We start from the raw sequence: 12,539 nt of genomic DNA on the forward strand, positions 1-12,539 counted from the left end.
AGCATGCCGCCAACGCAAGTTGGGCAGAGCAGGAGATTATAGCCCGCGCGCCCCGCCGCGCGCAAGCCCGGACCTTTTTCGCCGAAGCAGGCTACTTCACCTGCATCGATCGGATCTTCTCGCCGGCCGCATCCTGCTTGAGCTCGCCGGCCGCGGGCAACGCAGGCTGCGCCTTGCCGACCTGCACCGGGATCGAGGTCGCGCTGGTCGCACCATTCTGCGTCGTGAAGACATGGAGGTACGCCATACCCTGCGCGGAAGGCACGACCTCGACCGTCATCGTCGTGGCCTGCCCCGAGGGCAGCGTGGCGGCCGCAGGCGTGGCGCCCATCGCCAGCCCCCTTCGGTGGTGAAGCGCAGCGCAGCGCCAGCCGGATCGGTGACCCCGTCGAAGGTCAAGACGACCCGCACGGCCCTGCCGACCTCAGGAGTCCCGTCGACGCGGTACTGGATCGCCACCCCGGATCCGTTGGACTTCATGGGCGCCGATTTCATCGGCGGCGCACCGACCTGGCTCCTGGCCGGCGACGACTTCGCGACGCCGTCGGCGCTCGCGCATGCGGGCACGAGCAGCGCCAGCGCTGACAGCGCCGCGGCCGCCATGCCGAACCTCGTCGTGACGTGGGATGGCTTCATTTGATGGTCACGTTGAAACATGTGTTTGCCGAGGAATTGTTGTAGTCGTTGATGACCAGAACGCTCTCGCCGGCAGGCAGGCCGACCGTCGCCGTCTCGCTCGTGCCGAGTCCGTTCGATGCCGCGATCTGGCCGCCGCTGTAGACGACCCAATCGGGATCCGAGCCCGCCGGCCCGGCGACCGAGATCTCATGGCTTCCGGCCGCGGCGACGCTGAACCGGAGGTAGACATAGCTGCCGAGCTTGTTGTCGGAACCAGCAAGGTTGGAAACACAAGCTTGCGTGATGCCCCCGCCCACCGCGGCCGAGCGGTACATGGGCAAGACGATCGGTTGCAGTGCCGCAATGCCGCCGAAGTTACCCTCCCCGGTCCCGAAGGCATCATTGACCGTGATGTTCTGCCCGGCAAGCAATCCGGCCAGCACCGACGAACTGCCCGGCGCAGCAGCGTTGAAAGCGGCCGTGAAGGGATGGATGGAAGTCACCGGCAGTCCGCTCTTGAACGATCCGGTCAAGGTGTCGTGGATGGGCTTGAAGCCGACCTGGCTGTTCAGGTTCCACAGGATGGAGTGGATGGACGCTTCGCGATACCAGCCCGGGTTGGCGCCGGGCCCGACCGTCAGGTTCATGTTGGCGCCCTGCGCCTGGCCCGGTCCGGCAGAGTCCGTGTAGTTGCTTCGGCCCAGCGCGATGCCCGACCAGGCGTTGCCCCAGCCCTCGGAGAACGCAACGCGGCGGTCCAGGAGATCGGTCAATGAGTGGCTGCCACCGGGGGAATCATCCCGGCTGAACGCCGACTGGTAGTAGTGGCCCCATTCGTGGGCGATGACCGTGGCGTCGTATTCGTCGGTATCGACGTTCTCCTTGCCGAGCACGTAGATGACACGGCCCGCGCTGTCGCTGCCGAAGAACGTCGTCCCGATCTGCCCCTGGGTCGGATCGCCGCTCGCGGGCAGGTTGTTGACGCTCCAGAACACGCGCAGGGATGGGAACGCCGTGCCGGGCGCGACCGACAGCACCTTGGCCTGGGTCGAGTAGATCGTATCCAGCACCGCGAAGGGTGCCGCCACGCGGGCAGCGCCGTAGCTGGTCCCCGTCCAGCCGGAGGGCGCGTTCACGTTGCGCGTGAGCGCTGCGGTGCCGGTCGAGAACGCCGGCGTCTCCATCGCGTAGATCGCATTCGACTGGGTGTTGTCGCGCACCGTCACGTCCCACGTCGGACCGGCGCCGGCCTGGGACATCTGGGCCTTGACCCGCACGACGACGCCGGTGCTCGAAGGCAGCGAAACCGAGTAGCCGCCCGTCGCGTCCGTGGTGGTCGTCGCGATGATGGACGAGGTGCTGTTCAGGATTTCGACCACCGCGCCGCGCACCGGTTTTTGCGTGGTGCCCGCGTACGCGAGGGCGCCGGAGGGATTCGGAACGGAGTCGTAGGTCACGACGCCGCTGAGCGTGACAGTGGTCGCACCGGGGATGCCGACCGTCGCCAGGGCGGCCAGTCCGGCGCCCCCACCTCCTCCGCCGCCACCGCAGGCAGCCAGGAGCGCCAAGGCCGTCGCCGCCAAGACATGTCTCACCCCGATACGTTTCATCTGCGCCTCTCTGATCGCAATGGCAATAGCCACGACTTTAGGCCCGAGGATGCCACATTCGCCCCCCAAAAGAGAAAGCCCGCCTCATTTCTGAGAGCGGGCCCCAAGATCAAGAGAAATTTCTTACTGGAGCTTGATCTCGACGTCCACGCCAGCCGGCAGGTCGAGCTTCATGAGCGCGTCCACCGTCTTGTCCGTCGGATCGACGATGTCCATCAGACGCTGATGCGTGCGGATCTCGAACTGGTCACGGCTCGTCTTGTTGACGTGCGGCGAGCGCAGGATGTCGAAGCGCTTCATGCGGGTCGGCAGCGGCACCGGGCCCTTGACGATGGCGCCGGTGCGCTTCGCGGTGTCCACGATCTCGGCAGCCGATTGATCGATCAGCTTGTAGTCGAACGCCTTGAGGCGAATGCGGATTTTTTGCTTGGTGGCCATGTTGATTCCTTCCTAGCGTTCGGATCAGATGTCGAGGATCTTGGCCACGACGCCCGAGCCGACGGTGCGGCCGCCTTCGCGGATTGCGAAGCGCAGGCCTTCTTCCATGGCGATCGGGTTGATCAGCTTCACCGTGATGGACACGTTGTCGCCGGGCATGACCATTTCCTTGTCCTTGGGCAACTCGATCGAGCCGGTCACGTCCGTCGTGCGGAAGTAGAACTGCGGGCGATAGTTGTTGAAGAACGGCGTGTGGCGCCCGCCTTCGTCCTTGCTCAGCACATACACCTCGGCGGTGAAGTGCGTGTGCGGCTTGATCGAACCGGGCTTGCACAGCACCTGGCCGCGCTCGACTTCTTCGCGCTTCGTGCCGCGCAGCAGCACGCCCACGTTGTCGCCCGCCTGGCCCTGGTCCAGCAGCTTGCGGAACATTTCCACGCCCGTGCAGGTGGTCTTCTGGGTCGGGCGGATACCGACGATCTCGATTTCATCGCCCACCTTGATGATGCCGCGCTCGACCGCGCCGGTCACCACCGTGCCGCGACCGGAGATCGAGAACACGTCTTCCACAGGCATCAGGAACGTGCCGTCCACCGCGCGCTCGGGCGTGGGGATGTAGCTGTCCAGCGCCTCGGCCAGCTTCATGATCGAGCCTTCGCCCAGCTCGCCCTTGTCGCCTTCCAGCGCCAGCTTGGCCGAGCCGTGGATGATCGGGGTCGCATCGCCGGGGAACTCGTACTTGTCGAGCAGTTCGCGAACTTCCATCTCGACCAGCTCGAGCAGTTCCTTGTCGTCCACCATGTCGCACTTGTTCAGGTAGACGATGATGTAGCCCACGCCCACCTGGCGGGCCAGCAGGATGTGCTCGCGGGTCTGGGGCATCGGGCCGTCAGCGGCCGAGCACACCAGGATCGCGCCGTCCATCTGGGCAGCACCCGTGATCATGTTCTTCACATAGTCGGCGTGGCCGGGGCAATCGACGTGCGCGTAGTGGCGGTTGGCCGTCTCGTACTCGACGTGCGCGGTGTTGATCGTGATGCCGCGCGCCTTTTCTTCGGGCGCCGCGTCGATCTGGTCGTAGGCCTTGGCTTCGCCGCCGAACTTCGCCGACAGCACCGTCGCGATCGCCGCCGTCAGAGTCGTCTTGCCATGGTCAACGTGACCAATCGTGCCCACGTTCACGTGCGGCTTCGTGCGGGTGAATTTTCCTTTTGCCATTTTTCAATCCTTGAAAGAGCAGAGTCCGTGTGGGGTTTAACGTCTGCACCGTGTTGCTCAATCCCTCGCCACGGACAACGAGGGGCACACGGTCGCAGACCTGAGGGGTGGAAACAAGGCAGCTTTGCTGCCCTGCCTGTTACTTGGCGCGCGCGGCGACGATGGCTTCCGCCACGTTGCGCGGAGCTTCGGCGTAGTGCTTGAACTCCATGGTGTAGGTCGCGCGGCCTTGGGTCGCCGAACGCAGCGTCGTCGAGTAGCCGAACATTTCCGACAGCGGAACTTCGGCCTTGATGATCTTGCCGCCGCCAACCATGTCATCCATGCCCTGCACCATGCCGCGACGCGAGGACAGGTCGCCCATCACGTTGCCGGCGTAGTCTTCGGGCGTTTCGACTTCCACGGCCATCATCGGCTCGAGAATCACGGGGTTCGCCTTGCGGGCACCTTCCTTGAAACCGAAGATGGCAGCCATCTTGAAGGCCATTTCGTTCGAGTCCACGTCGTGGTACGAACCGAAATGCAGCGTGACCTTGACGTCGACCACCGGATAGTTGGCGAGCACACCCTGGCCCAGCGCCTCGATGACGCCCTTCTCGACCGCGGGAATGTATTCACGCGGAACGACACCGCCCTTGATCGCGTCGACGAACTCGAAGCCCTTGCCGGCTTCGTTGGGTTCGATCTTGAGCACGACGTGGCCGTACTGACCCTTGCCGCCCGATTGGCGCACGAACTTGCCTTCGGCGTCCTCGACGGTCTTGCGGATGGTTTCGCGGTAGGCGACCTGCGGCTTGCCGACGTTGGCTTCAACGCCGAACTCGCGTTTCATGCGGTCCACGATGATTTCGAGGTGCAGTTCGCCCATGCCGGAAATGATGGTCTGGCCCGATTCTTCGTCGGTACGCACGCGGAAGGACGGATCTTCCGATGCAAGACGCTGAAGCGCGATGCCCATCTTTTCCTGGTCGGCCTTGGTCTTCGGCTCCACGGCCTGCGAGATGACGGGCTCGGGGAACTCCATGCGCTCGAGGGTGATGACGGAATCCGGATCGCACAGGGTTTCGCCCGTGGTCACGTCCTTCAGGCCCACGCAAGCGGCGATGTCGCCGGCACGGATTTCTTCAATCTCGAGACGCTCGTTGGCGTGCATCTGCACGATCCGGCCGATACGCTCCTTCTTGCCCTTGACCGGGTTGTAGACGGTGTCACCCTTGCTCAGCACGCCGGAATAGACGCGCACGAAGGTGAGCTGACCCACGTACGGGTCGGTCATCAGCTTGAACGCCAGGGCGGAGAACTTCTCGCCGTCGTCCGGCTTGCGGTTCACTTCCTTCTCGTCCTCGTCCGTTCCGCCGACGGGCGGAATGTCCAGCGGCGACGGCATGAGTTCGATCACGGCGTCGAGCATGCGCTGCACACCCTTGTTCTTGAACGCGCTGCCGCACAGCATCGGCTGGATTTCGCCGGCGATCGTACGGGTACGCAGACCGAGAGTGATCTCTTCCTCGGTGAGGTCACCCTCTTCGAGGTACTTGTTCATGAGCTCTTCGGAAGCCTCGGCCGCACTTTCGACCATCTTCTCGCGCCATTCCTTGGCCTGCTCCACGAGATCGGCCGGAATGTCCTTGAACTCGAACTTCATGCCCTGCGAGGCTTCGTCCCAGATGATGGCCTTCATCTTGCGCAGATCCACGACGCCCTGGAACTTGTCCTCGGCACCGATCGGGATCACGATCGGCACGGGGTTCGCACGCAGGCGGTCGACCATCATCTGGCGCACGCGGAAGAAGTTGGCGCCGATCCGGTCCATCTTGTTCACGAATGCCAGACGCGGCACCTTGTACTTGTTGGCCTGACGCCAAACGGTTTCGGACTGGGGCTGAACGCCGCCGACCGAGTCATAGACCATGACGGCGCCGTCGAGCACGCGCATCGAGCGCTCCACCTCGATGGTGAAGTCCACGTGCCCGGGGGTGTCGATGATGTTGATGCGGTGCTCGGGGAAGGAGCGGTCCATGCCCTTCCAGAAGCAGGTCACGGCTGCGGACGTGATCGTGATGCCACGCTCCTGCTCCTGCTCCATCCAGTCGGTGGTCGCTGCACCATCGTGCACTTCGCCCAGCTTGTGGGTGACGCCGGTGTAGAAAAGGATGCGCTCGGTCGTGGTGGTCTTGCCGGCGTCGATGTGCGCCGAAATACCGATGTTGCGGTAGCGCTCGATGGGTGTCTTGCGTGACATGAAATTACTCCGTTAACGGATGAAAGCCCGCCCACCAATTCAGCGGGTCGGGCTTCCAGCCTGTTTGACTTAAAGGTCGATTCTTAGAAGCGGAAGTGGCTGAACGCCTTGTTGGCCTCGGCCATGCGGTGCACTTCGTCACGCTTCTTCATGGCACCGCCACGACCTTCCGTGGCTTCCATGATCTCGTTGGCCAGGCGAAGGGCCATCGACTTCTCGCCGCGCTTGCGGGCGGCTTCCTTGATCCAGCGCATCGACAGCGCCAGGCGGCGAACCGGGCGCACTTCGACCGGCACCTGGTAGTTCGCGCCACCGACGCGGCGCGACTTCACTTCGACCATCGGCTTGACGTTGTTGATGGCGATCGTGAAAGCCTCCACCGGGTCCTTGCCCGGGTTCTTCTTTTCGATCTGGTCGAGGGCGCCATAGATGATGCGCTCTGCAACCGCCTTCTTGCCGCCTTCCATGATCACGTTCATGAACTTCGACAGCTCGACATTGCCGTACTTGGGATCCGGCAGGATTTCACGTTTGGGGACTTCGCGACGACGTGGCATTTTTAAAACCTCTTTGCTTCAGTTGGCGTCGTTTCCGACACCGCGAGAGCCAACAAAAACTCTCACTTACTCGACCCAATGGCGGGTCACTCCGTCCGATGCGCCAGCCAGGCGATCGAACACCGTTGAAACACGACCTCGATCAGGCCTTCTTGGGACGCTTCGCGCCGTACTTGGAGCGAGACTGCTTGCGATCCTTGACGCCCTGCAGGTCCAGCGAACCGCGGACGATGTGATAGCGAACACCCGGCAGATCCTTGACACGACCGCCACGAACCAGCACGACGCTGTGTTCCTGGAGGTTGTGGCCTTCGCCGCCGATGTAGGAAATGACTTCGAAGCCGTTGGTCAGGCGCACCTTGGCAACCTTACGCAGCGCCGAGTTCGGCTTCTTGGGGGTCGTGGTGTAGACCCGGGTGCAGACACCGCGACGCTGCGGCGAGTTCTGCATGGCAGGGCTCTTCGACTTGGTCTTTTCGACCTCGCGACCCTGACGCACCAGTTGATTGATGGTTGGCATGAATGAATAAGTCCCAAAACACCCCAGCCAGATTCCTCGCCATGACGTGACAAGCAAGGGGGCCAGGAGATGAACGAAAACGTGAATCCCTTCGGATTTTTCCGAAAAGCCAACGATCATAGCACACCCCCAGCCTCGCCCGCTGCGTGTGGCTCTGCACCCCCTTGCAGGGGGTAACACCGGCGTCGCGGCCTGTCTTTGGCGGCGAGCTACTTTATCCAGAGGCGGATCGCATCCCAGGCTCGGCCGAGCACGCTGGCCTGTTCTACCGGCTCGAGCGCAACCAGGGGGATTTCGGCGACCGGCTGGTCGCCCAGCGTGACCTTGAGCGATCCGACTGGTTGGTACTTGCCGAAGGGCGCCACCAACGGATCGGGCCGCGCCACCTGCGTCTTGATCCTGCTCGCGGAAGCGGCGGGAACAGCCACCACGATCGCATCCGGCCGGCCGAGCTTGATGGTGCTCTCCTTGCCCTTCCACACCGGCGGCGTCGCGACGGGCTGATTCGCGTCGAACAGACGCACAGCATCGAACGCGGTGTAGCCCCAGTTCAGCAGCTTCTGCGATTCGTTGGCGCGCGCGTTCTCGCTGGCCGCACCCAGCACGATCGACAGCAGGCGCCGCCCGCCGCTGAGATTCGGGAAGTCGCGCTTGGCCGTCACGACCATGCAATAGCCTGCGGCGTCGGTGTGACCGGTCTTCAGACCGTCGACGGTGGGATCGCGGAAGAGGAGCACGTTGCGGTTGGTGTCGTTGGTCGACGGCGTGCCCGGGAAGCGGTACTTCTTGATCGCATAGAAGTACATGTACTGCGGAAAGTCGCGCATCAGCCGCGTCGCCAGGACACCCAGATCGCGCGCGGTGGTCGTCTGGCCGGGCACCGCCAGACCTTCCGGGTTCCTGAAAGCGGTGTTCTTCAGCCCGAGCACCTGGGCCTGCTCGTTCATCAGCTCGACGAAATGCTCGACCGTGCCGCCGACGCCCTCGGCCAGCACGATGGCGGCGTCATTGCCGGATTGGACGATCAATCCCTTGAGCAGGTCCTCGACCGGAACCTGCATCTTCGGATCGATGAACATCCTGAAGCCCGGCATCTTCCAGGCGCGCGTGCTGACCGGAAGGGTCTGCTGCAGCGTGATCTTCCCGGACTTCAGTGCATCGAAGACCAGATAGGCAGACATCAGCTTGGTCAGCGAGGCCGGCTCCACCGGGCTGTCGATGTCCTTTTGCGCCAGGACCTGATTGGCCGTCACATCGAGCAGCAGATAGCTTCGCGCGGCGATTTCCGGCGGTGTGGGCACCTGCGCGACGGCGACGATGCCAAAGGAAGTGACCGCAGCGACCGCGAACGCACGCAGCGCCTTGATGAAACGAATCATGGAGGGCAGAGACGAAGAACTAGCCCGCGCGCAAATGGCGGACCACGAGACTCTTGAGCAGCGGCAATTGTCCGTGGAAGAAATGACCGCCCCCGGGAACGACTGTGACAGGAAGTGTCTGCGGCCGCGCCCAGTCCATCACCGCGGCGAGCGGCACCGTGTCGTCCTGCTCTCCGTGCACGACGAGGGTGCGCTCATGCCAGTTCTGCGGCACCGCCGCCACCGAGAAGCGCGCTGCCGCCGTGCCGACCAGCACGATATGCCGGATGTCGCGGGATGCGGACAGTTTTTCGATGGCGCGGCTGGCAACGAAAGCGCCGAACGAAAACCCGGCGATGGCCAGCGGCCCGTCGTGCGCCACCTGGTCGATCACCGAGAGCAGGTCCTCGTACTCGCCGCGCCCTTCATCGTGCACGCCCTCGCTGGCACCGACACCGCGGAAGTTGAAGCGCACGGCGGTCCATCCGCAGGCCACGAACGCGCGAGCCAGGGTCTGGACCACCTTGTTGTCCATGGTTCCGCCGAAGAGCGGATGCGGATGGGTGATGACCGCGACGCCGAGCGCCGGTGTGCCGTCGGCCGCCGGATCGCGAAGCGCTTCGATGACGCCGGCGGCGCCTTGGAGCTGGAGCTTTTCCGTACGTGAATTCATGACGGACCGACGCCTCAGCGCCCGACGTTGGACGGGAGCAGCAGACGCTCGACCACCTTGCCGTTCTTCAAATGGGAATCGACGATCTCGTCGATGTCGGCCTCGTCGACGTAGGTGTACCAGACCGCCTCCGGATAGACGACCGCCACCGGCCCGCCCGCGCAGCGATCCAGGCAGCCGGCCTTGTTGACGCGGACCTTGCCGGGCCCCGCAAGACCTTCGGCCTTGACGCGCGACTTGCAGCGTTCGAACCCTTCCTGCGCATTGTGCTTGGAGCAGGAATCCTCCTCACCCTTGCGCTCGTTCAGGCAGAAGAAGATGTGTCGGCCGTAGTAACCCTTCGGCGCCGGTGCATTGGAACTGGACATCGGGACATTTTAGGGAGCGGTGCCCGACGGATGCTCCAGCAGGGTCGTGCGATCAACCGTTTCGCGGCCGACCCGAAAGCACCATCAATACGTAGACGAGCGTGGCGAAGGGCCAGATCCAGCCCAGCCATTGGGCCACCCCGTGGAATCGGATGAAGCGCCCCTGCTCCCAGGTCGCGAGCGTCTGCGCAAAGTAGGCGCTTTCGGGCGCCTGATTCAAAAGGCTCAGGTGGACGATCAGGGCCATGAGCAGCAGCGCGGCGCAGAACCTCCGGGGCGCGGGAACCAGCAGCACACCGACGAACAACGCCGCGGCGATGCCAATCTGCACCGGGAGGCTCAGCCATGCCCACGCGTGCTCCGGCCCGTAGCTCAGCGCCGCCGACAACGCGCTCGCCGCGATGCCGGCCAGCAGCGTCGCGGGCAGGAGGATGGCACGTCGAGCGACCGAGCGCGTGATCAGGAAGCCGAGGAGACAGGGAACCAGCGCGCCGAGCATCACGCAAAACGCCTCCACGCCCGGCACCAGCGGCTCGAGCTCGAACTGCCGGACCGGCAGCCAGTCGATGAAGGGCGTGCCCTGGAGCCATTCCGAGATCGCGGATTCGACCCGCTCGAACACCTGGCCGAGGCCAAAAGTGACCGCAGCGGGAAACAGGAGGGCCGGCGGCCAAAGCGCCAGCAGGACCAGCCCGCCCCGCGCGTCTTCGACGAACCAGTTGGCACGTGCGCGCTGCCAGTACGCCACCAGCCCGAATCGCTCGAACGCGACCGCCAGCAACGCGCCGGCGAAAGTACCGAGCGCGTTCAGCCCCAGATCGACGTTGGAGGGGACTCGCGACGGCAGATAGGTCTGCAGGGTTTCCATCGAGAATGAAACCGCCCCGCCCGCCGCTGCCGCGCGGAGCACCGCGCCAATCGCCGAAGCGTCCGGCCGTGCGCGCAGGAGCGCCAGGGCGCCCAGGAAGCCGAGCGGCATGTAGCCGATGACGTTGATCCCGAAATCGAAGCCGGTCCACCACCTCGGCCACGGCGCGGCGAGATAGGCCCACGGCGCGATCCCCTGGTCGCGCCAGTCCGCGAACGGGTAAAGGCTCGCATAGACGATGAGAACCGCGTACGCCAAGGCCAGCGGCAGCGCGATGGACTTGTGCTGCGTTGCCACAGCGTTCAGAAGGGTTTGACGACGACCAGCACCACGATGGCGAGCAGCAGCAGCACCGGTAGTTCATTGAACCACCGATACCAGCGGTGACTGTGCCTGTCTTCCCCGACGCCAGTCGGCGCAGAAGCACGCCGCAGCCGTGGTGATAGCCGATCACGACAAGCACCAGCGCGAGCTTGGCGTGCATCCAGCCACTGCCGGGCCCCCTGCCGATGCCCCAGCCGAGCCACAGCCAGAGACCGAATCCCACCGCAGGCACGGCCAGCAAGGTGGTGAACCGGAACAGCTTGCGCGCCATCAGCACCAGCCGCGCGCGTTCCGCCACCGACTCCGGCGCGACCATGGCGAGGTTCACAAAGATCCGCGGCAGATAGAACAAGCCAGCGAACCAGCTGGCGATGAAGACGATGTGCAGCGACTTGACCCAAAGCATGGTGCGGCAGTTTAGTGGCCGAGTCCGGGTCCGACGCAGGCCGCCCACGCGGGCAAAAAAAGCCCGGCGTAGAAACGCCGGGCGGGAAGCCCTTTTGCTGTCACACATCAAGGCACCCGCTCAGGGAGGAAAAGCGGGGAGCGGCAAGCCGCCCAAGACATAATTTAACAAAGGCAAAACAACCTATCAAGCTAACGGTGACTTTTTTTGTGCTTTTGATCTACAAATTGACGCTCCGGGGAAGCCGTCTGATGGTCTTTTCTGACAAATCGGCGTAAGTCATCCGCCCCGGCAAGCGGCATCCGTCTCTTGGGGCACAATTTTCGGCATGACCCTCCATGCCCCCTTTCCCGCCGGACGGCCCCGCCGCCTTCGCCGCGATGCCTTCACGCGCAATCTCGTGCGTGAGCACATGCTTTCATCGAATGACCTGATCTATCCCGTCTTCGTGCAGGAGGGAGAGAAGCGCCGGGACCCGGTCCCGTCGATGCCGGGCGTGGAGCGCTTGAGCCTGGACGCGCTGCTGCCGGTCGCGGAGGAATGCGTCGAACTCGGCATTCCGGTCATGGCCCTCTTCCCCGTCATCGACCCGAGCCTCAAGACGCCGGCCGGCGACGAGGCCTGCAACCCGGACGGACTGATTCCGCGCGTGGTCGCCGCGCTCAAGTCCCGGTTCCCGGAGCTCGGCGTGATGACCGACGTCGCGCTGGACCCCTACACCAGCCACGGGCAGGACGGCCTGCTCGACGAGGCCGGCTACATCCTCAACGATGCGACCGTGGAAGTGCTCGTCCGGCAGGCGCTCACCCAATCCCAGGCCGGCGTCGACATCGTGGCGCCAAGCGACATGATGGACGGCCGCATCGGCGCGATCCGCCAGGCGCTCGAAGCGCGCGGGGACATCCATACGCGGATCATGGCGTACAGCGCCAAGTACGCGAGCGCCTTCTATGGCCCCTTCCGGGACGCGGTCGGTTCGGCCGCCAACCTCGGCAAGAGCGACAAGAAGGTCTACCAGATGGACCCGGGCAACAGCGACGAGGCGCTGCGCGAAGTCGCCATCGACATCGCCGAGGGCGCGGACATGGTCATGGTCAAGCCCGGCATGCCGTACCTCGACATCGTGCGACGGGTGAAGGACGAGTTTCGCGTGCCCACCTTTGTCTATCAGGTCAGCGGCGAATACGCGATGCTCATGGCCGCCGCGCAGAACGGCTGGCTCGACCGCGACGCGGTCATCCTCGAGAGCCTGCTTGCATTCAAGCGTGCCGGTGCGGATGGCGTCCTGACCTATTTCGCGCGCGATGCCGCACGGCTCCTGAAGCGGCGCTGAGCAGAC

General features: G+C 64.3%; 13 protein-coding genes and 1 pseudogene. 2 read left to right on the plus strand and 12 right to left on the minus strand.

The annotated features are described in order from the left end of the window. Positions 1-91 precede the first annotated feature (91 nt). Positions 92-331, minus strand: a complete 240-nt coding sequence (locus ACQ858_RS20575; RefSeq protein ID WP_431274392.1) for a hypothetical protein — start codon at positions 329-331, stop codon at positions 92-94. Between the two features lie 15 nt (positions 332-346). On the opposite strand from ACQ858_RS20575, the gene ACQ858_RS20580 reads away from it, so the two are divergent. Beyond that, entirely contained in the window at positions 347-640 is a 294-nt protein-coding gene (locus ACQ858_RS20580) for a hypothetical protein (RefSeq protein ID WP_431274393.1), read from the plus strand. On the opposite strand, the gene ACQ858_RS20585 is transcribed toward ACQ858_RS20580, so the two are convergent. The 11 genes and pseudogenes from ACQ858_RS20585 to ACQ858_RS20635 form a co-directional block, all read right to left on the minus strand. Continuing rightward, positions 633-2,186, minus strand: a complete 1,554-nt coding sequence (locus ACQ858_RS20585; protein WP_431274394.1) for a hypothetical protein — start codon at positions 2,184-2,186, stop codon at positions 633-635. The two genes, ACQ858_RS20580 and ACQ858_RS20585, sit on opposite strands and share 8 nt — an antisense overlap. Before the next feature lie 165 nt (positions 2,187-2,351). Next, positions 2,352-2,666, minus strand: coding sequence for a 30S ribosomal protein S10 (gene rpsJ / locus ACQ858_RS20590; RefSeq protein WP_028250951.1), 315 nt, complete (start codon positions 2,664-2,666; stop codon positions 2,352-2,354). Positions 2,667-2,690: 24 nt separating this feature from the next. Further along, positions 2,691-3,884, minus strand: a complete 1,194-nt coding sequence (tuf, locus tag ACQ858_RS20595; protein WP_431274395.1) for an elongation factor Tu — start codon at positions 3,882-3,884, stop codon at positions 2,691-2,693. A gap of 139 nt (positions 3,885-4,023) precedes the next feature. Then, positions 4,024-6,126 (minus strand): elongation factor G, encoded by a 2,103-nt coding sequence (fusA, locus tag ACQ858_RS20600; protein ID WP_431274396.1) that lies wholly within the window; start codon positions 6,124-6,126, stop codon positions 4,024-4,026. 83 nt (positions 6,127-6,209) lie between these two features. After that, positions 6,210-6,683, minus strand: a complete 474-nt coding sequence (rpsG, locus tag ACQ858_RS20605; protein WP_088954967.1) for a 30S ribosomal protein S7 — start codon at positions 6,681-6,683, stop codon at positions 6,210-6,212. Positions 6,684-6,825: 142 nt separating this feature from the next. Then, positions 6,826-7,203 (minus strand): 30S ribosomal protein S12, encoded by a 378-nt coding sequence (rpsL, locus tag ACQ858_RS20610; protein WP_017759704.1) that lies wholly within the window; start codon positions 7,201-7,203, stop codon positions 6,826-6,828. Positions 7,204-7,412: 209 nt separating this feature from the next. Beyond that, positions 7,413-8,582 (minus strand): D-alanyl-D-alanine carboxypeptidase family protein, encoded by a 1,170-nt coding sequence (locus ACQ858_RS20615; RefSeq protein WP_431274397.1) that lies wholly within the window; start codon positions 8,580-8,582, stop codon positions 7,413-7,415. Positions 8,583-8,601: 19 nt separating this feature from the next. Further along, on the minus strand, positions 8,602-9,234 hold the full coding sequence (locus tag ACQ858_RS20620) for an alpha/beta hydrolase (RefSeq protein ID WP_431274398.1): 633 nt from the start codon (positions 9,232-9,234) through the stop codon (positions 8,602-8,604). Between the two features lie 14 nt (positions 9,235-9,248). Further along, positions 9,249-9,602, minus strand: coding sequence for a (2Fe-2S) ferredoxin domain-containing protein (locus tag ACQ858_RS20625; protein WP_431274399.1), 354 nt, complete (start codon positions 9,600-9,602; stop codon positions 9,249-9,251). A 52-nt stretch (positions 9,603-9,654) separates the two neighbouring features. After that, positions 9,655-10,767 (minus strand): VanZ family protein, encoded by a 1,113-nt coding sequence (locus ACQ858_RS20630; protein ID WP_431274400.1) that lies wholly within the window; start codon positions 10,765-10,767, stop codon positions 9,655-9,657. A 5-nt stretch (positions 10,768-10,772) separates the two neighbouring features. Next, positions 10,773-11,200, minus strand: a pseudogene (locus ACQ858_RS20635) (CopD family protein). A gap of 328 nt (positions 11,201-11,528) precedes the next feature. Between ACQ858_RS20635 and hemB the strand changes: the two are divergent. After that, a complete protein-coding gene (gene hemB, locus ACQ858_RS20640) occupies positions 11,529-12,533 on the plus strand; it encodes a porphobilinogen synthase (RefSeq protein WP_431274401.1) in 1,005 nt (334 codons plus the stop codon). The last annotated feature ends 6 nt before the right edge of the window (positions 12,534-12,539 follow it).

The sequence above is a fragment of the Variovorax ureilyticus genome (assembly GCF_050632185.1).
GTDB classification, from domain to species: domain Bacteria; phylum Pseudomonadota; class Gammaproteobacteria; order Burkholderiales; family Burkholderiaceae_C; genus Variovorax; species Variovorax ureilyticus_A.